The organism is Lachnoanaerobaculum sp. OBRC5-5, from assembly GCF_000296385.1.
GTDB lineage: Bacteria > Bacillota > Clostridia > Lachnospirales > Lachnospiraceae > Lachnoanaerobaculum.
The window spans coordinates 2,625,002-2,648,681 of the sequence record NZ_JH815185.1; the positions used below are offsets into that span (position 1 = coordinate 2,625,002).

Annotated in this window: 19 protein-coding genes and 1 pseudogene; all 20 read left to right on the forward strand. The window is 33.2% G+C overall.

The genetic code is table 11. The features are described from left to right. The first annotated feature begins 5 nt into the window (after window positions 1-5). The 20 genes and pseudogenes from HMPREF1135_RS12130 to HMPREF1135_RS12225 all read left to right on the forward strand — a co-directional run bounded on the left by HMPREF1135_RS12130 (window position 6) and on the right by HMPREF1135_RS12225 (window position 23,666). Complete coding sequence (locus tag HMPREF1135_RS12130; protein WP_007595591.1) at window positions 6-1,844, forward strand: hypothetical protein; 1,839 nt, start codon at window positions 6-8, stop codon at window positions 1,842-1,844. A 22-nt stretch (window positions 1,845-1,866) separates the two neighbouring features. Next, entirely contained in the window at window positions 1,867-3,153 is a 1,287-nt protein-coding gene (locus tag HMPREF1135_RS12135) for a hypothetical protein (RefSeq protein WP_007595593.1), read from the forward strand. A gap of 14 nt (window positions 3,154-3,167) precedes the next feature. After that, window positions 3,168-4,682: a DUF4280 domain-containing protein gene (locus HMPREF1135_RS14215; protein ID WP_007595607.1), complete on the forward strand. Its 1,515-nt coding sequence runs from the start codon at window positions 3,168-3,170 to the stop codon at window positions 4,680-4,682. 15 nt (window positions 4,683-4,697) lie between these two features. Continuing rightward, entirely contained in the window at window positions 4,698-5,369 is a 672-nt protein-coding gene (locus tag HMPREF1135_RS13590) for a leucine-rich repeat domain-containing protein (RefSeq protein WP_007595608.1), read from the forward strand. A 47-nt stretch (window positions 5,370-5,416) separates the two neighbouring features. After that, on the forward strand, window positions 5,417-6,409 hold the full coding sequence (locus HMPREF1135_RS13595) for a leucine-rich repeat domain-containing protein (RefSeq protein WP_242824869.1): 993 nt from the start codon (window positions 5,417-5,419) through the stop codon (window positions 6,407-6,409). A gap of 15 nt (window positions 6,410-6,424) precedes the next feature. Then, complete coding sequence (locus tag HMPREF1135_RS12150; RefSeq protein ID WP_007595610.1) at window positions 6,425-7,117, forward strand: hypothetical protein; 693 nt, start codon at window positions 6,425-6,427, stop codon at window positions 7,115-7,117. Between the two features lie 40 nt (window positions 7,118-7,157). After that, a complete protein-coding gene (locus HMPREF1135_RS12155) occupies window positions 7,158-9,758 on the forward strand; it encodes a hypothetical protein (RefSeq protein ID WP_007595611.1) in 2,601 nt (866 codons plus the stop codon). Window positions 9,759-9,775: 17 nt separating this feature from the next. Beyond that, window positions 9,776-10,552, forward strand: coding sequence for a hypothetical protein (locus HMPREF1135_RS12160; RefSeq protein ID WP_007595612.1), 777 nt, complete (start codon window positions 9,776-9,778; stop codon window positions 10,550-10,552). A 19-nt stretch (window positions 10,553-10,571) separates the two neighbouring features. Next, window positions 10,572-11,579: a hypothetical protein gene (locus HMPREF1135_RS12165; RefSeq protein WP_007595613.1), complete on the forward strand. Its 1,008-nt coding sequence runs from the start codon at window positions 10,572-10,574 to the stop codon at window positions 11,577-11,579. 85 nt (window positions 11,580-11,664) lie between these two features. Next, window positions 11,665-13,041, forward strand: a complete 1,377-nt coding sequence (locus HMPREF1135_RS14285) for a M15 family metallopeptidase (protein WP_007595615.1) — start codon at window positions 11,665-11,667, stop codon at window positions 13,039-13,041. 81 nt (window positions 13,042-13,122) lie between these two features. Further along, complete coding sequence (locus tag HMPREF1135_RS12180) at window positions 13,123-13,584, forward strand: hypothetical protein (protein ID WP_242824858.1); 462 nt, start codon at window positions 13,123-13,125, stop codon at window positions 13,582-13,584. Window positions 13,585-13,681: 97 nt separating this feature from the next. Continuing rightward, window positions 13,682-15,040, forward strand: coding sequence for a contractile injection system protein, VgrG/Pvc8 family (locus HMPREF1135_RS12185; protein ID WP_007595618.1), 1,359 nt, complete (start codon window positions 13,682-13,684; stop codon window positions 15,038-15,040). A 34-nt stretch (window positions 15,041-15,074) separates the two neighbouring features. After that, complete coding sequence (locus tag HMPREF1135_RS12190; RefSeq protein ID WP_007595620.1) at window positions 15,075-17,120, forward strand: DUF4280 domain-containing protein; 2,046 nt, start codon at window positions 15,075-15,077, stop codon at window positions 17,118-17,120. Window positions 17,121-17,158: 38 nt separating this feature from the next. Beyond that, a complete protein-coding gene (locus tag HMPREF1135_RS12195) occupies window positions 17,159-17,809 on the forward strand; it encodes a hypothetical protein (RefSeq protein WP_007595622.1) in 651 nt (216 codons plus the stop codon). A gap of 60 nt (window positions 17,810-17,869) precedes the next feature. Further along, window positions 17,870-18,506: pseudogene (locus HMPREF1135_RS14485) on the forward strand (hypothetical protein). 30 nt (window positions 18,507-18,536) lie between these two features. Further along, the gene (locus HMPREF1135_RS12205; protein ID WP_242824859.1) at window positions 18,537-19,085 is read left to right on the forward strand and encodes a hypothetical protein; all 549 of its coding nucleotides are present in this window, start codon (window positions 18,537-18,539) and stop codon (window positions 19,083-19,085) included. Continuing rightward, window positions 19,082-19,618 (forward strand): hypothetical protein, encoded by a 537-nt coding sequence (locus HMPREF1135_RS12210; RefSeq protein WP_007595629.1) that lies wholly within the window; start codon window positions 19,082-19,084, stop codon window positions 19,616-19,618. The genes HMPREF1135_RS12205 and HMPREF1135_RS12210 overlap by 4 nt, the downstream gene beginning before the upstream one ends. Before the next feature lie 26 nt (window positions 19,619-19,644). Next, window positions 19,645-20,940, forward strand: a complete 1,296-nt coding sequence (locus tag HMPREF1135_RS12215; protein WP_007595630.1) for a hypothetical protein — start codon at window positions 19,645-19,647, stop codon at window positions 20,938-20,940. A 14-nt stretch (window positions 20,941-20,954) separates the two neighbouring features. Next, window positions 20,955-21,527, forward strand: coding sequence for a hypothetical protein (locus tag HMPREF1135_RS12220; RefSeq protein WP_007595631.1), 573 nt, complete (start codon window positions 20,955-20,957; stop codon window positions 21,525-21,527). Between the two features lie 108 nt (window positions 21,528-21,635). Further along, a complete protein-coding gene (locus tag HMPREF1135_RS12225; protein WP_007595633.1) occupies window positions 21,636-23,666 on the forward strand; it encodes a PAAR-like protein in 2,031 nt (676 codons plus the stop codon). Window positions 23,667-23,680 lie beyond the last annotated feature (14 nt).

A 23,680-nucleotide genomic window follows, 5' to 3' on the forward strand; every position in this document is an offset into this window, starting at 1 on the left:
AGAAAATGCGTAAGCAAAACAGCAGATTTAATACAAATTTTATTTCAGAAGAGGGCAGTGCACTTAAAAACAGTGATTATTTTGCTTATGCGGAGCTTGATAATTTTGCCTGCTACGTACTGGCAGACGGTATTGAGGATATAGCAGATACCGAGTCTGCAAAGGAAGCGGTGGAAAGTGTAATTTTAAAATTTCAGGAAAAACCGTCAATGTCAAAGGCAAGTATACATAAGTATTTAAAATATGCAAATGAAGTACTGTTAAAGTCTGAAAAGTACATGAGATTAAAGGCATCAATAGTAGTTGCAGTAACCGATTATGAGAATCTGCGTTTAGCATATGCCGGAAATACAAGAATAAGATTATATAGAAATAATAAAGTTTTTTATAAAAGTACTGATACATCTTTAAGCAGTGAGATGGTATCAAATGAACTGCTTAGTGAAGATGCCTTATCAAGACATGAACAAAGAAGCAATTTATATTCATATTTGGGGCAGAAGGATTTTTCTCCGGTAATATCAGGAAAAATAAAACTTTTTGATACAGATATTTTAATTCTCTATACAAAGGGCATTTGGGAGAATGTGTCCGAGGGAGAAATTGATAAGATTTTTGAAAACAGTGGAAAAGATCCGAGTGAATGTCTTGGAGAAGTGGAAACTGCACTACTCGATAAAAACAGAAAATATATTGACAATTATACAATTGCAGGGATTTATATTGATAAAGTATTTATTGAGTCGGATACGAAGAAGAAAAGAAGAAGGAAGCTTATTTTAATCGGTTCGATTGTTGCTGTAGTTTTAATATTAGCTACAGTTATTGCTATATATTTTTATACTCGATATAGAAAAGAGTTAAAAGAAGATATGGATACACATTATGATAAGATGCTTAAATTTATTGAAATGGAAAATTATAAAAAAGCGGATACAGAATGTGAAGAGTCAATAAAGAAGGCTGAAGGCCTCAGAGATAAGGATATGAAAGAGTTGCTTTATCACTATGAACAAGTTATTGAAGGAATACTTGAGGCAGATGAAAAATACGATGCCGAAAGTTACAGTGAAGCAAAATCTTTATATAAACTTGTATTGGATGAAATTCCATATGCAGATAATGCCGGGCTTTCTTATGTAAAAGGAAAACTTGATTTTATATCGGGATATGAAAGCGTAAATCTAAGTTTGGATAACGGAGATATACTTTTTGACTCTGAAATATACGAAAGGGCAAGAGAACGATACAATGACGCAAAAAATGAGTCAAGAAAGATAGGTTATGAAGAGGGAAAGTTAAAGGCGGAGGCCAAGCTCTTAGCGGTAGATCAAGCTATTGCAAAAGATCAGGAAGGAAAACAGGCTGAAGCGGACAAACAGTCAAAGAACTTTCAATCGGCAAATGATATGTTAAGTGCGGGAGATGAGGCATTAAGCAAAGGTGATTTTTTGTCTGCAAGGGCAAACTATAATACGGCAAAAGATTTGTTGGAAAAATCAGGTGAAAGTGCCGGACTTGCTGAAATAGAGGAGAAAATCTCTACAGCAGATAAGAAAATCAGTGAAAGTGAAGAGGAAAAAAATGCTGCAAGCGGCTATGCGATTACAGGAGATGAAGCCTTTTTAAGGGGTGATTTTGAAACAGCCAGAGAAAATTATGAGTATGCAAGAAGACTTTATGTAAAGATTAATGATGAGATAAATACAATACAGATGGATAAAAAGCTTAATGATGTACAAAAAAGGATTGATGAAATAAAGCAGAAAGAAGCAGTACCTTCTACAGCAACTAATGAATCCACAGTACAGCAAACAAGCGAGTCGGAGTCTTCGTCAAACTGATATTGGAGGAGTTTATAAGGGTATGGGATATTTAGATGAATTTGACGTAAAAAAATATGTTAAGGACAGACTTTCCGAGATAAAGGATGAAGATGAATATGCTCTGGCCAAAAGTGTTTTATATGAAGGCCTGTATAAGATGAGTGAAGTATTTGAAGAAAGATTCAAAACATTATATCGGAAAGTTTATGATGAGCTGGAAGATAGCAAAGAAAGCTATGAAATTGCGATAATGTTGCTTTCAAAAAAAGAAAAGGTATTTTTAAAACGATTTTATCCTATATCTGAGGAAGATGTATTAGAGGAGAATGATGCAATAGAAGAAAAACAAAGAGAAAACAATGTGAAGACTGTATATTTAGATGCAACGGACAGTATTTGCAAAAATTTTTCAAAGGATAAATTGAGAGTTACTTTCACAAAAGAAAGAGAACAGGTGGATATTTTTGTAAAGCCTAAGAAAGCTTTTCGATACAGGAGAGAAGTAGCCGATTTACATGAAACTTTCTCACACAACGGGCTTATATGGGATACTGTAAATACAGTATATATTGATCGTTTTTTTGATATTGACTTGTCAGATGTACCGGATGATGCAAGAGGAGTGGAAGTGGACTATGGGAAATACTCTGATATGATCAAAGAAGATATATATCCGGTATGGAATATAGAAAAAACTTTATTTAAAAGCAGCACTTTTTTGAGTCCATGTAACGACGGATTGTACTATGAGAGGGAAATGGTATTATCAAAAGATAAAGAAGTAGCATTAAGACTGATAGCAAAAACAGAAGGAATGGTCGGCATAAGACATGAAGATGAAAGAATTTTTATAAAGTCCTATGAGGAAAGCTACAGTGACCTTACCGGCTATAATATCTTTGATATTCGTTATACAAAAGAAGAATTGCCCATAGATTTAATAAGCAATAAAAGAAAAGAAAACATGATTGGAAGATGGAAGAAAAATAGAAATGTAAAAATACATACCAAGGCAGAAATAGAAAGGATAATTGAAGAACTTGATATTTCAGAGTATATATCTCTAAAGTCTTGCGAAAGGTTTGAAGCTGTAGAGGAACAATTTTTAAAAGAAGAAGATAAAATCTTACCTGACATGAATAGTTTTTTTGAGGAAGAGATTGTGATAAAGAAAGATAGCCCTAAATTGATTTTGAAATTCCTAAGAAACAGTGACAGCAATCTTTGTGAGGGAATTGTAAGGTACGCTGTTTCTCAGGTACAGATAAATTTTGATGAATATATCTGTATAGGAATTTTGGAAAATAGTTATAGTTTTGATAAATAATAGGACAAATACTTATGTCAGATAATATTGAGAAAATGTATAAACAGCAGTTGATAAATGGTTCGGTAAGTAAAGAGTATGTGGTCAGGGGAGCGGAAGTATCATGTAAATATGGAAGCAAAACCGGTGTACTAAATTTATCAAGGGATCATGGTTCTTATACTTCGGATGGAAGACCGTTAATTATTAAGGGAGACAGTAAACCTACAAATATAAGCGGTTTTGGGATATGCAATAAAGATAAAAGTAAACCTTGTAAATGCGTTCCGAAACTAAGTGAATGGTCCGTAATTGAAGGTAAGAAGCTATATATAGTGGATCTTAAAACTAATGAGTGTGCTGAGGCAGTTACACAGGATTCCATAACAGTATGTGAAAAAGGGGGAATAGTTTCATTCAAAACTTCTGGACAAGCTTCACCAAGTTATGATAATACAGAGGTAAAAGATGCTGTGGAAATAGTTGAGAATGTGAAAGGAACTTGGAGACGACCAAGAGATAAAAAGGATTTTGTAGGTCATGTAAAAGTTAAGAATTCAGGGTTATATAATTTTGGCGTAGTGCCTCAGCATGGTAAAACTACTTTGACAGCCGGAAGTGTATTTGTCTATGAATTCCTTTGTGGTAAATTAAGATATGTAGGTGAATATGAGATAAAAAAACATGTGACAAATGAGGAGAACTATTGTATAAATATAGCTCTTTATGCTAATAGGGATTATTATTTTGAAATAGATTGCTTTGAGGAAAACGCCATTGATTATAAGTTAATTGGAAATCAGGAGACTGCAATTTTAAATACAACCATAGATGGAAATGTTAAAAATGACACTGTATCAGGAATATGGGTAATGAATAGTAAATTCAAAAAGAAAAATCCTGATATTTATGAAGATTTAAGTAGAAGAAACAATAGAGGTACTCCTGCTATAATAATGTATCTAAATGGAGCTTATATAAGTGAACTGAATTTTTTAATAGATACAATGATAGAAGAAGATAAACATTGGCTCTCACCTAATAAAGCTGCTAATTTGTCTGAAAATTCAGGGTGGGCATCGTTATTTTTTTCGGGACTTTCATATGGAATTCCGGCATTACTTAATTATCTAGGATTAATGGGGGCTGAAATATTTGGGACAGTTACAGGAGGTATCAGTGCAGGTTTAGCAGTTATTGGGGCATTGTTCACTTTGTCATCCAAAGATCTTTTAAAAAAGTTAAAAAATGAGATTATTAAAAGAAGTACAAAGCCGACGAAAATAATATTATATGATGTATATACAGACCTATATGGGGATAATGGATGGGGAGATTGCAGTTTGAAGCCATTCACAATCACCAGGTTTGATATAGTGGATTTTGATGAATATAGAGAAGAAGTTGCTACTACAATATACGGACAAAAGTATCTTGAGGGTAAATTTATATTATTGACAGGATACAGTACAGAAGATAATGATAAAAAAGCAGAGAATATTGAAAAACTAGGTAATAGCTTAAAAAGCAATGAATGGAAAATAAGATAATTGTGAGGAGAAAATATGCATAGAAGCAGGCATAGAAAGAGACGATATAGGTTTATAGTATTAATACCGATACTAACAGTCATTTTACTGTATATTTCTACTCATGTAAAATCCAAACTTATAATAGAGGACAATGTATTAATAAGAATAGAAAGCGGAATAATTGAGAGAAGGTCAAGTATAAAACAAATTACAGTTCCTGTAGGTGTTACAAAACTGGGTGATAATGCTTTTAGAGAATGTAAAAAACTAGAAAGTGTAGAATTACCTGAAACAATTGAAACTATAGGAAATTCTGCCTTTGAAGATTGTTATCAATTAGAGCATATAGAATTGCCTAAAAATCTGAAAAATATTGAAGAAAGTGCATTTAGAAACTGCGTTAATTTAAGAGTCATAGAGCTGCCTGAAAATCTAAAAAGACTAAGAATTAATGCGTTTAGAGGTTGCCATAGTTTGGAAAAAGTAAATATTCCTTTGGGTATTACTGCAATTGAAGGATATACTTTTGAAGAATGTAAAAGTTTGAAAAAAATTATACTTCATGACGGAATAGAAAAGATATTTACAGGAGCCTTCTTAAATTGTCAAGGATTAGAAGAAGTGGAAATGAGAGAAGGAATAAAGTCTATAATGGCAGAGGCTTTTTCAGGATGTGAAAATATTAAAAGTATAAAGATTCCGTAGAAGAAATAGAGTCAAAAGCGTTTTATTCCTGCAAGAATCTTGAAGAGATAAAAATGTCCGAAGGAATAAGATATGTAGAGACAGAGGTATTTAATGAAACGAAGTATTATATAGAGAATTTATCAGATAAGAATAATGATATTTATATAGGTAAAGTATTAATAAAGTGTAATAGGGGGATTTCTGATATCAAGGTAAAGGAGGGAACCAGAGTTATAGCAAATGGAGCTTGTGCCGGAATGGAGAATCTGGTTTCGGCAGAGTTGCCTGAAAGTCTTATTTGTATAGGAGATGAAGCATTTGCTGAGTGTCATGAACTTAAAGATATAAATATACCAAGCAAATTGGAGAAGATTAGAAGTAAGGCGTTTTATGCTTGCAATATAGAAAGTGTAGATATTCCTGAAACAGTAAGTTTTATAGGCTTTAGATCATTTGAAAATTGTGTAAGTTTAAAGGAAGTAAAAATGTCTCATACACCTGAAAAAGTAAGTGCATGTGTTTTTAAAAATACCTTATGGCTTAAAAATTTGGAACAGGATGAATATCACTGTAAATATTTTCAAAACATATTGCTGGAACATTCAGGAAATGACAGTTTTGTAAAAATTCAAGACGGAACAAAACTGATAGTAGGATTGGTTTTTTCAGAATCAAAGGGACTTGAGACAGTGGAAATTCCCAAAAGTGTGGAATTTATAGGATTTGGTGCATTCAGATCATGTGAAAATTTAAAAGAAGTCAGATTTGCAGAAGGGAGTGAACTAAAAAAAATTGATGAAAAAGCTTTTGACGGCTGTGTAAGTCTAGAAGAAATCACTTTGCCAATAAAGCTACAAAGAGTTGAAAGTTTTGCTTTTCATAGTTGTACAGGATTTGCGACAATAACATTTCCGGACAGTATAGAATATATAAGTAATGATGTTGTGTCAGATTGTATAAATTTAAAAACCATAAGACTACCGAAACATATGAAGGGTAAATATTTTATTGATGAATTTGACTTACTAAGAATGAACCCGGAAATTATTTATTATTAAAAGTAGGAGCAAGGTATGAACTGTATATGGGAAATTGTATTAAAAGCAAAGAAAAACGGACACAAATTGGAAGAACTTAGATTTATAAACAGTAAAAGCCCCAGCCCGTATACGGAAAGTTCTTTTGATTTTTTAAATTATGATACAGTTGAAGATACGGAATTGGAAGTGAATCCTCTGTATCGTTTTTCAAATGAACTGGGTGATATATTTTTGCCGGACATAGTAGGATATGAAAACATAAGAGAATTATTCCTTGATGTGATGATGCATTATATAGCGGTATGGGATCTTAGGAGCGGAACGGATAAAAAGGAGCTAAAGGCGATGTATATCTTAAAAGAGATAGAGTCGGGAGCATTTTTGAAGAGATTTAGAGAGACACTATTTCATCTTGGCTTTGAAAAGGCGAAAAGAATTATATTTTGTTTGCTTGATTTATATAGCTGCGGAGATTATATCACCATTTTTAAAAAAGTATTGAGAGAGCTTTATCCAAACTCCAATCTATACATACATAGTGAGGATGTTAAAAAACTTATTCTTTTTACAGGGGTGGATAAGACAAAAAAAGATATTGAAACAATAGAAATGCTTAAAGATATGTTCTTGTCATTGTCTTATGAAATGGATGTCTTTTGGAAACATCATTTTGGTGTCATAGGAGTAGGTGAGAGTATGAGAATCGGAGAGACAGCAATATATTAGGCTATTATAAAAAATAAAGGTATAGGACGGTAGAAATGCTATGGGCTATAAGCTTAACAGAGAAATAAAAGTGGAACAGGCTGCACTGTATTCAAGAAGCGAGCTTGAGTTAATGAGTGAATACAGACTGAGGGAAGTTTGCCGTAGGGAACATATAGTAAAGGGACTTGATAAGAACCTGACAAATGAAGAGCTTATAGAGATGATTCTTTCATATTGCCAAAGCTTTGAAGATGAATTGATAAGAAAAGAGATACCGGGTGGAAGAGAGCGTATAGAGCAAATCCTTGATAAGTTCAGTATAAGAGAGCCTGAGAAAGAAGAACTTCGAATATCCGGGAAAATCAGTATTTATGAAGGTGCTGCGCTAAACTTTTTAGATGATTATAAAATTGAGTACAAAGAAAAATTCTTAAATACAAATGCCCTGATTGTAAGCGGAGATAAAAAGGTGTGTGCCGTATTTAATGTTGTATCAATGGGAGATAAAAAGGATTCTTTATATTTGGTAAAAGAGGCTGATCTTTCATGCATTGTTACCGAAACAAAGGATTACAGCCTTTATCTTATGGAAAGGGATGCTTCAGAGTTTATATATCATACATATATAGGAGATAAAGAAGCAAATGCATCACTTCTAAAATATAAAGCCTATAAACTTCCTATAATGGACTTTGAAGTACTTCCACTTATAGAGTTACATATGCCGATAGCTCTGGATTTAGGTTCTACCAATACAACTGTTGCTATGTATGCTGACAGCAGCTATTACAGGCAGATAAACACTGCGAAGCAAAGAGGCATAAAGGAGAATACCATCTGTCATACTGTTTTTTTTGAATCTGTCGGTGGAGAAAACTTTATGGAAATGATGATTCCGACAGTAGTTGCTGTAACAGAGGTTAAAGAGAATTGTATAGAGTATGCTTTCGGAAGAAAAGCTTTGTGGTATGCCAATCTAAGCTATACGGATAAAGGTTTTTCAGTCTTTTATGATATTAAAAGATGGGTAGGAGATTTTGAGAGGAAGGAAGAACTCACAGACTCAAAAGGAAGGTATAAATACGTACAAAGAATAGAGATTATAGGAGCATATTTAAGGCATGTACTGGATATTACCAGAGACAGTTTTAAATGCTGTATAAAAGAAGTGTATATTACAGTACCCGTAAAGCAAAAGCATGTGTATGAGCAAATGCTTGGTATTCTGTCAGAAATGCTTTCGTTAGAAATAAAGGTGACTTTGGATGAGAGCACAGCAGTACTTTATAGTTTTATAAGTAAGATGAGGGAGAAAAATCGCTTAAAAGACGGTGAAAGCTATAAGGCACTGATAATGGACTGTGGAGGAGGAACCACAGATCTTAGTGCATGCAAGTTTAAGGTACATGCAAAGGGTGATATACAGACCTATATCATGGAAAACAGCTACAAAAACGGTAATACGGATTTTGGGGGAAACAATATTACCTACAGAATAATGCAACTTCTAAAACTGAAAATTGTATCCAAACTTCTTGGACTTGAGAAAGACCTCGGTAGTGAAGTGATTGAGGATCTGCCGGGTGATCCTTATAGATATATTGATGAAGAAAGTGTGGAAAGCTTCTATGAGGGCTTGCAGAAAGCTTATGAAAGGGTAGAAGAAATTTTACCTACTGCGTTTAAACATTTTGAAACGTATGGCAAGGAGGGGTATTACAGAGTAAGAAATAATTACTTCTTTTTATTTACTCTTGCAGATGAAATAAAACAAGGACTTTTTTCAGGAAATGATATTGTTATAGAAGTACCTGAGGATAAAAATATAAAATCAGGACTTCTAAGGCTTGAGGCGGATCGTTATAAGCTTTCCATATTTAAAGAAGATAAACTTGATATATTGGAAGAAATGCCAAAGATAAATTTCAACCGTTATGAAGTTGAAAAGCTTATTGCCGGTGAAATATATGCGGTTATGAAAGCATTTATGGAAAGATTGTATACAAATGGAGAACTTTACAACTTTGACATGATTAGACTTACAGGACAGTCCTGCAAGATCGGTTTGTTTAGGGATGCACTGAAAGAATTTGTACCCGGTAATATGATGCAAAGCGGTGGGAGCGTTAAAAAGGAAGAGTTAAAACTTGCCTGTGTGGACGGACTTATGAGGTATCTTTATGATAAAAGAACCGGATATGCGGGATTTGATATAAGAGATGAGGAGGCTCTGATTCCTTATAAAATAAAAGCATTGTCATACTCAGGCAGACAAGAGGTACTTATTGACGGTTTTGAAAGCAATAAGATGACCGGAAGTTTACTTAGAAGCCTTGAAGATATATTGCTTAGAATGTATTTGTATGACGCTTCTGAAAATGTACGATTCGAGTATCTTTTCCATTTCAAAAAAGATGAGGCAAGAGAGACTGACAGAATTGAGCTTGCAGGAAGATATAGCGGATATATTAAGCAGGAAGATACGGATGATATACAAAACGGAGAACTGAAGATATTTGCCTTTGTAGACTATAAAAAATGGGGATTTCAGATAGTACCGGTATATAGGTTGAAAGATATATTATATGCAGGAGAGGGGCAGGAGTATAAGTTTGAAACCGACGAATGGATTTGTGATTTCTTTGATGGAGAGCACTAAATGTAAAGGAGAAGCTAATGGAAAACAGATACCCTTTGTTTGAGACCGGAAGGATCTTAAAAAAAGATGCACTTGAAATACTAAGAGACTACCCAAGAGATCTGCTCTCAATTCTTTATGATGGATATACAGACGGAGTTATAAGAGGATTAAGATTAAGCTCAGACCATGAGAATAAATATATTATCATCGGAAAGGGACTTGTAAAACTGAAAGGTGAGGTATATCAGATACATAAAGAAATAAAAGTAGCATACACCAATACTGAGCAAAGGGAGTATTTAAAGTTAAAGTGTAAAGAGGTAAGGGATAAAGACTTTATAATAAGCGAGATAGAGGCTTTTCTGTCTGAAGAGGAAGAAAGTAGTGATGGAGAGATTTTACTTTGCGACTTTTTGCTCAAGTCGGGGTTTATATTAAGGGATACTTATCTTGACTTTGCTGACATGAGATCCGAGTATGATACTATACATCTTATGAATGCAGATTATGCAGGGTATGGTGAGAAGTCATTTAATATAGATGTATTAAAAGCATATGCTAAGGAATACCTTAATACAAAAAAATGTGAAGAAACTGACAGAGTCTTTTGCTATATGGTCATAAACAGTAAGGAAGGAATAGGCAGAAATATTATAGAAAACTATATAGCATTTAAGGAAGGAAAGCTAAAGGGAAGCCGGCTAAGCAATACAGAAATTTATACCGGACTTTTGTATATATTAAGCAGTGCAAAAGATCCGGACGGACATAGGACTACAGGATTTAGCCCAAAGAAGATCTTGGTGGATTAGCAGCAGTTAGGAGGAAAAGATGTCAAACATAATGGACTGCCCTTACGGACACAGGTTTTCAAAAACAAGGTATGGAACAATATGCCCACACTGTGGCTTTGATCTGGACACTCCTGAAAAAGTTTATGTAAGTTTAAGGAAAGAATGTGGACTTTCCCTAAAGGAAGAGAGACCGGTATGTGCATGGCTTGTATGTATAGAGGGTGCAAGAAGAGGGAAGAGTTATGTAATAAGCTTCGGAGAAAACTTTATAGGTACGGACCGAGACAATGAGATACAGATACTTGGAGATGAGAAGATAAAGAAAAAACATACCCTTATATACTTTGATGAGAATGAAAATAAGGGAATGCTGTTACCTGCAAGAGCGGACGGGATTGTATACATTAAGGATAAACCTCAATATGATAAATATGTATTGGAAGATAAAAACATTTTAGAGATTGGAAACAGCAAATTTTTATATAAAGAATTTTTATCAAAACATGAAGAACTGTCGGATAAGTGGAAATGTGAAGAAATAGGCGCCAAGGAAGATTTGTCACTAAAGAATAGGAAATATAAAACTTTAAAAAGGGAAAAACTTACTTTAGAAGAAAAGTACAAAGATAAGAGAACCTCAAAAAAACTATCACTTGAAGAGGAGTTTCCTGTATGTGCATGGATTGTTTGTATAGAAGGATCAAGAATGGGACGTTCATACAATATAGTGGAAGGGAAAAATTATATTGGTAAAAACGACACGATGACTATACAAATCCTAGGTTATGATGACATAAGGGATAAAAGGCATGCTGTAATAGCTTTTGATATGCGAGGACTTAAGGGTACGTTGTTGGGAGAAGAGTGTATGGGTTTTGTGAGATTAAACGGGAAGGCTGTATATACTTCGAAAGAGCTGAAAGATGGGGATATTTTAGAAATCGGCTCAGGCAAATTTATGTATATTGATTATGCAGGAAATAATTATGGATGGGAAGAAAAAAGAGAGGAAGTAAAAACATCCGATTATGATGATGTGGAATAAGTAACTGGAAAATCAATGTTAAGCTAATATATGGAATACATATTTTTATACAGGAATTTGTGTTTTATATATCAGGAGGTAGAGTATGAAATCATCTGTGAAGATAAATAATCGCGTAGATATGAGTGGCAAAAGTGTGTCATTTAGTACCAAGGAAAAGGCAAACAGAATACCGGTCAAAAGTTTGGACAGGCGAAAATTCAACATGAATAAAATGGCAAAAAATGCATTAGGCTCTATTCCTTCTTGTGTTTTGGTAACCGGAAGTTCAGAACAAAGAGCGGAGATGGAAATTTTAAAAATGGTGCAAGGCTCTATACCTGTAGTAATAGGAAGTCTAACTAAAACAGAGTTAAAAAAATCAGGAGAAAAGACTATGGGAATAAAAGATATAAACTATGTGATGTACCATGATACAACAGGAGTGCGTACAGCAGCAAAAGCAGCTTCAGGGAATAAAAACAGTGTATTAAGTAATATAAATAAATCTGAACGTAACGGATGGGTTAAGACTGAGATAGGTTGGATGTATAATGAAAACGGTAAACCTGTAACAGGATGGAAGCTGATAGATGGCAAGTGGTATTACTTTGAGTCTACCGGAGTTATGCAAACAGGCTGGCGTACTATAAGTGGAAAAATCTATTATTTTCATAGCAAAGGTGATATGGCAGAGTCTGAATGGATACAGGATAAAACAAATAAGAACTGGTACTACATAAAAAGTAACGGTGAGATAGCAAAATCTGAGTGGAGACAGGATAGTGTCGGAAAGTGGTACTATGTAAGAAGCAATGGTCAGATGGTAAAATCTGAATGGAGACAGGATAGTGCAGGGAAATGGTATTACCTTGGAAGCAATGGAGAAATGGTAACATCACAAATGGTAAAGGGCGCTGATGGAAAAAATTACTATCTTGGAGAAGATGGGGCAATGGTGGTCAATAAAGACATTACATGGGAAGGTACTACATATCATGTGGATGGGAATGGAGTATGTACTAAAAAAAGAAATAATACAGGTCATAATGTTAGTGATATTCATCCAAAGCTAAAAATATTGCAGAAAAAACTAATTGAAGAATGTGAAAGTAAGGGATTATTAATAAGAATAACACAAGAAATCAGAACGGCTGAAGAACAAGACAGGCTGTATGCACAAGGGCGGACAACTTCAGGAAATATTGTTACTAATGCAAGGGGGTCAGACTATTCTTCACATCACCAATGGGGAACAGCATTTGATTTTTGTAGAAATGATGGGAATGATCCATATTATGATAAAGATGGATTCTTTAGTAAAGTTGGTGCAATAGGGAAATCTATAGGTCTTGAATGGGGTGGAGATTGGAAAAAGCCGGTAGATAAACCCCATTTTCAACTACCTGATTGGGGAAGCACTACCAAAGAGTTGAAACAACAATATGGAACACCTGATGAATTTGAAAAAACCTGGAATTAATAAGGGATAAAGATAGGCATGAAGAGTAATATTAAATTTCTGAGTTTATTTTTTGTATTATGTATATTAATAACAGGATGTATGGACTCCTCGGTTAACAAAAAAATAAATATCAATAATATAAAAAGTGATATAAGTGGATTTTATAAAAAATTTTCGACTGATTATTTAGATGAAGAGATAACAGTTGTTAATAAAGATATAATAGGCTGGGATGGGGAAGTAGTAAAATATATTGATACAAATAATAAAGTGTCAAGATGTACTGTAATAATTTACGGAGAAGATGAAAAATCGACTTCAGAATATTATTTTATAGATGGATATATATATGTAACGACATTAAAAGAATACTATACATATCCTATATATTATTCATATAACAGACCGATAGATATAATGTACAGAACATTTGATGAGGCAGTTATTTATGATGGCATGATTTATGAGCTTGTAAATGGAGAATTTATTAAAAAAAATATAGAAGATATAAAAATACCTTATACATCATTACAGGAGATAAATGAAGATATAGGTGAGTGATGTGAGAAAAGTTTAACTGATATTGAAAGTTTTTAACAGAGATTAGAAACTATCTTGTTATTTAATGGAATAAAAGATATGTACATGGAGGTGTGTTATGAGGGCGGAACTTTTAGAAATATACGGTTTTGATTTTATTGATATACAGGAATTTTATTCAGAGATTAAGCCCAATAAACATGGTAAGGCAGTTATTGGAGGTACTATAAGAGGGGATAAAAAAGAAGAATATTTATCATCTGGCGGAAAGGTGACACAAATAATTGCTAAAACATATGAGGGTAATAGTATAGTTCTGTTTTGTGGAATTATCACTTCCTGCAATATAAAAAGTAACGGAGATGTTCACTATATGACTCTTGGCCTGATGACACAAAGTGTACTTATGGATGGAAAAGAGCATATAAGAACATTTCAAAATGCAGGAGTTAGCTACAGAGATATTATTGATATTATCATAGAAAGTTATAATAACAGTGCATTTATAATGACTTCAGGTGATGATAAGAAAACTCAGGGGTTTATGTGTCAGTATAAAGAAACTGATTGGGAGTATCTGAAAAGGCTGGCATTTTCTGCTAATACAGTGATATACCCTGACTGTAGTGTAGAGGGCGTTAAGTTTTTTATAGGACTTCCATGTAGACAGGAAAAGCTGTTGAGGTCGGAATATTACGAGCTTGGAGTTGACAGTGGTGATGAGTCTTTACTTAATTCAGGCAAGGCATATTATAAAGTTGCTGTAAGAGAACATTATGAAATAGGGGAAAGATTAACATTTTTTGGCGAAACACAGGCTGTTGTAGCAAGAGTCAGCAGACTGGAACATAGAGAAGTGATTAATGAGTACATATTAATGAAAGAAAGTGATGTAAAGACTAAGGCGTATCAGAATGAAAAACTTATAGGTGCGGCATTATTTGCAAAGGTGTGTCAAGTCGAAAATGAACTTGTAAAAGTGAGTATAGATGATGATGAAAACGATTCTGATGATAAGACGTTCCTAAACTACGCTACAGTATATTCTTCACCTGAAGGAGGGAGCTGGTATTGTATGCCTGAAGTCGGAGATAGGGTAATAGTGAAATTCCCTGATGCAAATGAACAAAATATATATGTACAAAACGCTTTTCATGTAGGCAGTGCAGGCGGTCGTGACAATCCTGAAATTAAATTTTTCAAAAATAAAGAAGGAAAGGAAATCAGATTGAGTCCTGAAAGTGTACTTATTACAGATAATAGCGGTTCAAGTATAGAACTTAAAGATGATAAGGGAATAAGTATAAAAAGTAGCGGGATGATATCAATAGCTGCAAAAACTGAAGTGCTGATAGAAAGCAGTAATGCAGGCATAAGCTTGATATCGCCTACATCAGTACAAATAACACAAAACGGAACACAGATAGAAATGAATGACGGAATAACCAATAAAGGAAGTAAAGTATACTTAGGATAGAATATTGATACGAGCTACATTGCGGGAGGTACGTATGAAAGAAAAAAATCAGGCGGAATGGATATATGAAGTATTAGGTAAGAAAAAAGGGATTTTGGGGGCATCTATAAGGGAGCTTACAGATGCAGATGAGAAAAAGATAAGAGAAGAAATGTTGCGGTACTGGAAAGAACATAATGATGAAAGCACTGAATTTCTTGTCAATGGAGCGGTACTTTGTTGTAGTCGCGGAAGTGATTATTCTACGCTTAATAGTGCTGATCATGGTGTCTATACCGACAGCAGTGAAACCGGAGCGCTTGCAAATACCGATGATAAAAAATTTGACGGATTTGTTGCATGTTCAAAATGGAATGATGAACCGCTTGTAAGCAAACATATTTGCCGTTTTAAGCTTGGAGAATGGAAAAATGTTAGAAAGAGTGTCACCATAAACGGTAAGTATGCCTTAGATACAAACTCATATTTGCCATGCAAACATGGAGGAATAATATCACCTGTAACATCAGGGCAGGAATATACACTAAGTAAGTCCTATAATAAATATCCTAAATTTTTAAACGATGACGGCACAGTAGATGAATTAATTATTAAAAAATTGTTGTTAAGAAATATGCAGCAAATGAAAGAGAATGAGATAGATGCCTTGATTAAGTTGGGAATATATTTATGTGTATGTACTGATGTAGAGAAGTTGAGAAAGATTATTTGTTGTGCATACTTAGAGCAATTCTATAGAAATGAAGTTGAAGAGCAATTTTATCAATATACACTTCTTGATAACTTCAAATATGTATTATCTTGGTCTACTGCATATGCAAGATTTTGTAGCCTACGTAACAGGGTAGATATAAAGTTTCCTCCAACATGGGATAAACTTGGTAATACTGCTGCCAAGTTGAAACGATATGTAAATGAGAAAATACTTTCTGACGCAAAGCCGGATGTGGACAGAACAGAGGTAGATGCTATAAAAATACAAATTTTAAACGTAAAATTATTGGATACAATATTGCTGGCAGGCAATATATATACAACAGTGTCAGATATAGATAGAGTTCATAGTATCAAGTTTGACAGTGGGGCTAATACAGGAGTACTGTTATATAATTTACGTTATCACGATGGAGAGTTGACAAAAAGCAGTGTTTTAATACAAGAAGGATTAAAGATGGAGAGGGTCGATAAATATACGGTTACACCTATACTACAGGAGGCTTATATTTATATAACCTCAGGGGATAATAAGTTCGACAGTATTGCTGAGATTTCAAATTTGGTAGTAGGGAGTGTGGATGCTAAAAACTCCGGAAAGACAACTGTAATAACATGGGGAACTGCGGGAATTTCAATAGCATTGTCAATAATACCTGCTTTAGCATCAGCACCTTTTGCAGCACCATTGGGATTTGCCTGCACTGTAACAGGCCTGGCAGCAGGTGAGGCTGATGCAGATAGAAGGAGTGATGAAACTGGGACAAATAAACGATTGTATCTGGATGCAAACAATAAAAATACAAATGTAATAAGGATGAGTGAGTGTATGTCATTGTATACAGCTATCACATTGAGAACTACACCGATATTGAAGAAAAGCGAAAGTACTTGGCTATCGTATAAGAGAGAACTTAACAATAGAAAAGTTAATTCTAAGAGTAGTGGTAAATTAACACCTGATGATAATATGACTGCGGGAGATATGAAGATTGATGCGTTAGGAAATGATTACAGTTATTATGTCAGTGTATTTGACAGTTACATGACTACTACAAGAATAAGAAATTTTAATGATAATATGTTGCACTTAAAGATATGGAATAATCGTGAGGGTAGATACAGGACTATTTCTGAAAATGAGGGATTGGAAGAGTTTCAGGAATTGAAAACTATACCGGAGGTTTTTGATTATATGAATAAACGAAATGACGAAAACGTTTTATATATGAATGAACTTGATATAGTTGGACATGATAGAACAGGACAAGATGCAAAGTTTATATATGATAATGGGAATGGAGAAATTAAAGAAGTATCAGTTGATAGGATTAGCTTAGTTAATTTATTTGGCTTCTTGAAATAGGAGTATAAGGAATAGCTTCATGAGGAGGTATTATTGTAATGGGAAACAAATTAAAGCCTAAATGGGTTTTTTGCTTCATAATATTTTCCTTAGTATTATTGATATATGGGAATCATTTATTTAAGGAAAGAGCTAAAAAATTGGAAGATATGAGAAAAAAAGAATCATTAGAATTTATGGAAGATGGCTGGAAAAAATACAGAATGATGCTGTATGCAGGTGCAAATATGGAGTATACAGATAGTGAAGGAAATATCAGAATAATAGAAACTGAACCGGCACTGTTGGATATATATGATGAAGTTATAAAGCCATATATTTTAGGTAAGATACCTACTCTTGGCTCCTTTCGGATAACTGAAGGTAAAAGAACATCAGAATTTATAAAAAACTTTAATGATAATATGAAACATGTAAAGATATGGGGTGCACATAAGAACAGGTATATATCAATTGCTGAAAATGAGGGATTGGAAGAGTTTAAAGATATAAATAGTTTTGAAGAACTGTGGGAATATATGAATAAGCGAAATGATGAAGGAGTTATATATATAAATGAACTTGACATAGTTGGATATGACAGAACAGCACAAGATGCAAAGTTTATATATGATTATGGGAATGGAAAAATTAAAGAATTATCAATCAATAGGATTAGCTTAGTTAATTTATTTGGCTTATTGAAGTAGGGGTATAGGGAATAGCTTTATAAGGAGTATTATTGTAATGGGAAACAAATTAAAGCCTAAATGTGTTTTTTCGGTATAATATTTTCCTTAGTATTATTGATATATGGAAATCATTTATTTAGGGAAAGAGCTAAAAAGTTAGAAGATATGAGAAAAAAGAAGCATTGGAATTTATGGAAGATGGCTGGAAGAAATACAGAATGATGCTGTATGCAGGTGCAAATATGGAGTATACAGATAGTAAAGGAAATATCAGAATAATAGAAACTGAACCCGTGCTTTTAGATATATATGATGAAGTTATAAAGCCATATATTTTAGGTGATTTACCTACCCTTGGCTCCTTTCAGATAACTGAAGGTGAAGAAACATTAGAACTGATAAAAAATTTTAATGATAATATGAAACATATAAGATATGGAGTGCACATGAGAATAGATATATAACGATTGCTGAGAATGAGGGGTTGGAAGAGTTTGAGGATATAAATAGTTTTGAAGAACTGTGGGAGTATATGAATAGGCGAAATGACGAAAATATTTTATATATGAATGAGCTTGATATAGTTGGATATGACAGAACAGGTCAACCCGGAAAGTTTATATATGATTACGGAAATGGAGAAAGTAAAGAAATATCAGTGAGTGTGATTAGTTTATTTGAATTATTTAATGACAAGTACAAAGATTGGTCATAATGAGAGTTTTCAGGTTTTATGGGGGGTAAGGTGATAACGGATATTGAAATTATGCAAAATAAGTTATTTTTGGAAAGAAGTGAAGAGTTTTTAAAAGAGTTTCATCTGAAAAAAGATGATTATAAACAATGTGTTTTTAAGGACTTGGAGGAACTTTTGGGAGAAAAAAATGCTAAATATATTGTGATTTCGCCGCTCTACAGCAGCTTTGTTACACAATCATATGAATATAGACTGGGGGTATATGGTAAGGATCTATACTTGAGCAATCTCGATAAAAGTATATACAGGGAACTTCCTTTAATGAAAAGGTATATAACAGAGGACTTTGCTACGATAGATAAATATATGCTTAATCATATGGAGATTGAAAAAGTTACAGATTTTCAAAAAAAGGATATAAAGTATCAATATAGCCTTAGATATTTGATGACCGGAAGGCAGATATGGAGAGAATCAATAGAGTGCTTTGTTGAATATATTAATAAGAAAAATGGGGCTGCATTAAATGATTTTAATATAGTATATGGCCTTTATATGGAGAGGGGAGAACACTTTTTTAGTGGGAATATTGTATGAGTGAAAGATATTTTCTTATAGGTACTGACGAAAGTTATGAGCCTCTACCTTTAATGATTGATATGAGAAAGAGCATAAAAGAAGAATATCTTGAAGAAGGAGAAAGTTATAAGCAAGCGGGGATATCTTTGGTGAATATACGGAACTCATTTGACGAGCATACTAAATATCCGGATATAATGGATCAGGGAATATTTATGTTGTCTGATGAAGCATACAGGATATTTAAGCTTTATGAGCCGGCAACAGTAATAAAGAGGGTTCTTTTAATGGGAGAAAGCAGCGATGAAGCATATGAGTATATAATCCCGATTCTTAAAAGAATAGATTGTCTGTCGGATAGAACTACATTCAGGCGTGGACGATATATAGATAAGGGAATACTTATAGGTAAAAATATACCGGATACAGCTTTATTTAAGATACCAAGTGTTGACGGCATGTCTACTGTGGCAAGGCTTGATTTTGTGGAAAGCCTATTAAAACGAGGCATGAAAGGAATTTGCCTACAGGCTTTGGAGATTGAGTACTAAAAATACTTGTAAAGGAGCATTTTAAAATGATTGGCTTAGGAAATGTAAAAGTACATAGTTTGTTGGAAGTAGAAAGTGTAGCTGATTTATATTTTACAGTAAAGCCATGTAGTCATGCATGCGTAAAATTGAAGGTTAATATCAGTTATAGTTTTATTAATCAAATTAAAAACATAATAAATAAGATAAAAGGCTCCGATATAGGCATAGAGTATACCGATGTAGCAGATAACAAAACTAAGATTTTGTTCAAAGGAATAATCGAAAGTTTTAGATTTAGTAATGATTTAGGTGTCTGCGTATGCCATATAGAAGCATTCAGCAAAAGTTTGTTGCTTGATAAAGAAAAAAATGACAGGCTGTTTCAAAATAAGGAAGATAATATAAAGTCTGTTATCGAAAAGGTATCTTCTAAAATTGAGACAAGGGTGATTTATAATACAGAAATTAAAAAGCTGGGAAAGCTGTTTTTACAATATAAGGAAACTGATTGGGAGTTTATAAAGAGAATTGCAAGTAACTTTGGAGAAGTGCTTGTGGCTGATTATAAATCAGGAGTAACAGCTTTTTATTATGGTATGCCATACAGTGAAGATATGGTACATTTCCATCCGGATCATTATGAATCAGAGTTTGAAATAGATATTTATGAAAAAAATGATTTATCAAAAGTACACCATAATATGCCTGTCGGGGATAGATACTATAAAATATCAGACTATAATGACTATGAACTTGGAAGTAAGACGGAGTTTATGGGCAAAATATTTTATATAAAAGAGAAAAAAATAGAAACCAGAGAAGGGTACTTGGTTTTTACATACAAGCTTTGTGATAAACAATATATAAAATCAACACAAAAACTTAATGAGAATATTACTGGGCTTGTAATCGGTGGGAAGGTTGTAGATGTAAAAGAAGAACATATCTATGTCAAAAGTGATATTGACTGTTCTGAAAGTGTTTTTCCGGTTGTATGGATTCCGATTACAGGAAATGTCATGTATTGTATGCCTGAAGTAAACAGCAGAGTGCAGTTATATTTTGGAGACAGTGAAGAAAGTAAGATTGTCATTGCCTCTGATATAATTGATCATATTAAAAAGAGCGATAGAGGGCTTACCACAGAGGATAAAAAGGAAATGTCAGTGGATGAAACTTCTGTTAAATGTGGAGGGTCAAGTATATTAAGCCTTTCATCAGCATTAACAAACTTTGGAAGTATCGAAAAACTTCATATAAATGCAAAAGGAAAAATAAAAATAGAGGCACAGATGATTTCTATTGAATCAAATGATGAGATAACAGTGTTAAAAAGATAAGAGAGGATATAGGCATGGAATACTTTGATGAAGAGGTAATAAGTGCAAAGCACATAAAAAGACGTGATGAATACGGCAGTATAGAAGAGGGGCTATATATACAAAACTCACTTACATTATTTCATAAAGAACTGTTGTTTGAAGAAAAGTTGTCTGTAATGATGCCGAATGAATTTGTAATTATGTTACCTGAACTTGTAGACACTAAGTACATATCTGAGAAAAAGCCTGATGTTATATATACAAATCTTGATGGGAGCGTAAATTTCTCGTTTAATTTATTAGTAACTTCATCGGGTGAAAGGGATATGAGCTATGCCATAAACATGTTAAAAACAATGATAAAAAACATGAATCCGGCATATGTATTTTTTGAAGATAAAACAATTGAAAGTGTTGCAGGGAACAGTATAAGCTTAATACAGTTTAAAAGCTATGGAATTGATGAAGCCGCTTATAACATAATATATTTAATCAGTATAGACAAATATATTATTCAGGGAGCATTTAATTGCAGGTATGATGATATGGATGAGTGGAAAAGAGCAGCTTTTGAAATGATAAAGTCAATAAACTTACATGTGTGACAGTATTTGCAAAAGTAAGTCAAGTTGAGAATGAATTTGTAAGAGTGAGTATAGATGATAAGGAAATAAGAATAAAAGGTAGCAGAATGATATGTATGAGAGGTAGATATGGAAGAAAAAAGTCAGGTGGAATGGATATATGAAGTATTAGGTAAGAAAAAAGGCGCTTTTGGGGCATCGATAAGGGAGCTTACAGATGCAGACGAGAAAAAGATAAAAGACAAAATGTTGCAGTATTGGAAAGAACATAATGATGAAAGCACAGAATTTCTTGTTAACGGTGCAATACTTTGTTGTAGTCGTGGAAGTGATTATTCTACACTGAATAGTGCTGATCATGGTGTTTATACCGACAGCAGTGAAACCGGGGCTCTTGCAAATACCGATGATAAAAAGTTTGACGGATTTGTTGCATGTTCAAAATGGAATGATGAACCGCTTGTAGGCAAACATATTTGCCGTTTTAAACTTGGAGAATGGAGAAATGTTAGAAAGAGTGTTACCATAAACGGTAAATATGCTTTAGATACAAACTCATATTTACCATGCAAGCATGGAGGAATAATATCACCTGTAACATCAGGGCAGGAATATACACTAAGTAAGTCCTATAATAAATATCCTAAATTTTTAAATGATGACGGCACAGTGGATGAATTGATTGTAAAAAAGCTGTTACTAAGGAATGTATCAGTCATGAAAGAGAGTGAAGAGGATGCATTGATAAAGTTAGGAATATATTTATGTGTATGTGAAGATGTAAATATAATAAAAAAAATTATTTGTTGTGCTTATATAGCTACAACTGCTGACAAACGAATATCTAATGTTACAATTTGTCAACATACACTTCTTGATAATTTTATTTATGTATCGGGGTGTGCAAATGCTTATGCTAGATTTTGTAGTTTAAGCAACAAAGTATTTATTATAAAACCAATAACATGGTCAAAACTCACAGATACCTGCGATAAACTGAAAAGATTCATTAAAGATAATACTATGTTTGGTATTGAGGATATTGTTTCTAGTGCTACTGATGAGATGATACAGAGAAGTTTCTTGAATGTAAAACTTTTGGATGAAGTAATAGTGGCAGGGAATTTGTATAATTTTCAGTTTAATGAAGAACTTTTATTCAATATAGAATTAAATAAAGATGAAACAAAACATTTTATGGGATACACTTTAAAGTATGATGATGGAGAATTGGTAGATTTAGGAGTAAATCCGTATGTCGGAGTTGCAACTGAGTGGGGAATAGAAGTTAAATTGCAAGAGGTTTATATATTTGTAACATCAGGAAATAGTGTATGTAAGAGTAGTAAAGATTTTGCATCAGAGGCATTAGATAGTGTTGGTGCAAAAAGCTCTGATGGTGCTGCAATGGTAACTTGGGGGACAGCAATTGCTGCATTAATTCTTACAATACCGTCAATAGCTGCAGCACCTTTAGCAACACCCTTAAGTATAGCCTGTACTGTTGGTGGTTTGTTATCAGGAATTCTAGATTCAAAAAGGATAAATAATGAATTAAAAGATAATAAAATGATTTACTTAGAATCATTATATAATAATTTAAATGTATTAAAATTGGGGAAAGAGTTAGCATTGTATACAGCTATAACTCTTAGAAAAAGTAAAGCCTTGAAAACTGTTCAAAAATTATGGTCAGACTATGAAAGTTTATATCCAAATACAAGTAAAGCAAAGGCTAGAAAGAATGGATATTTAACTAAAGATACTAATATAAGAGAGGATAAATTAATGTTAGAAAAGCTTGGAATGAATTATTCATATACAATAAATCCATTTGATAGTCATGATACTGAGCAAGCAATTAAAAACTTTAATAATAATATGAAACACATAAGAGTATGGAATGAGCAAGAAAAAAAATATAAGACAATTTCTGAAAGCGAGGGTTTGGAGGAGTTCAAAGAGATTAAAAGTTTACAAGAAATGTTTGAGTATATGAACAAGATAAGTAATAAAGGAGAACTGTATATTGATGAACTTGACATAATAGGTCATGATAGAACAGCACGATTTACAAAGTTTATTTATGATTATGGAAATGGAGAAGAAAAAGTGATAACAGACTATGGGAAAATAGATTTTGGTGATTTATTTGAATAAAACACATGGAGGAT

Coding starts and splice junctions, on each gene's coding strand:
- HMPREF1135_RS12185 (WP_007595618.1), top strand. CDS start 13,682: ATGAGGGCGGAACTTTTAGAAATATACGGTTTTGATTTTATTGATATA.
- HMPREF1135_RS12225 (WP_007595633.1), top strand. CDS start 21,636: ATGGAAGAAAAAAGTCAGGTGGAATGGATATATGAAGTATTAGGTAAG.
- HMPREF1135_RS14285 (WP_007595615.1), top strand. CDS start 11,665: ATGAAATCATCTGTGAAGATAAATAATCGCGTAGATATGAGTGGCAAA.
- HMPREF1135_RS12220 (WP_007595631.1), top strand. CDS start 20,955: ATGGAATACTTTGATGAAGAGGTAATAAGTGCAAAGCACATAAAAAGA.
- HMPREF1135_RS12155 (WP_007595611.1), top strand. CDS start 7,158: ATGGGCTATAAGCTTAACAGAGAAATAAAAGTGGAACAGGCTGCACTG.
- HMPREF1135_RS12135 (WP_007595593.1), top strand. CDS start 1,867: ATGGGATATTTAGATGAATTTGACGTAAAAAAATATGTTAAGGACAGA.
- HMPREF1135_RS12190 (WP_007595620.1), top strand. CDS start 15,075: ATGAAAGAAAAAAATCAGGCGGAATGGATATATGAAGTATTAGGTAAG.
- HMPREF1135_RS12215 (WP_007595630.1), top strand. CDS start 19,645: ATGATTGGCTTAGGAAATGTAAAAGTACATAGTTTGTTGGAAGTAGAA.
- HMPREF1135_RS14215 (WP_007595607.1), top strand. CDS start 3,168: ATGTCAGATAATATTGAGAAAATGTATAAACAGCAGTTGATAAATGGT.
- HMPREF1135_RS12195 (WP_007595622.1), top strand. CDS start 17,159: ATGGGAAACAAATTAAAGCCTAAATGGGTTTTTTGCTTCATAATATTT.
- HMPREF1135_RS12130 (WP_007595591.1), top strand. CDS start 6: ATGCGTAAGCAAAACAGCAGATTTAATACAAATTTTATTTCAGAAGAG.
- HMPREF1135_RS12165 (WP_007595613.1), top strand. CDS start 10,572: ATGTCAAACATAATGGACTGCCCTTACGGACACAGGTTTTCAAAAACA.
- HMPREF1135_RS12160 (WP_007595612.1), top strand. CDS start 9,776: ATGGAAAACAGATACCCTTTGTTTGAGACCGGAAGGATCTTAAAAAAA.
- HMPREF1135_RS13590 (WP_007595608.1), top strand. CDS start 4,698: ATGCATAGAAGCAGGCATAGAAAGAGACGATATAGGTTTATAGTATTA.
- HMPREF1135_RS12150 (WP_007595610.1), top strand. CDS start 6,425: ATGAACTGTATATGGGAAATTGTATTAAAAGCAAAGAAAAACGGACAC.
- HMPREF1135_RS12210 (WP_007595629.1), top strand. CDS start 19,082: ATGAGTGAAAGATATTTTCTTATAGGTACTGACGAAAGTTATGAGCCT.
- HMPREF1135_RS12180 (WP_242824858.1), top strand. CDS start 13,123: ATGGACTCCTCGGTTAACAAAAAAATAAATATCAATAATATAAAAAGT.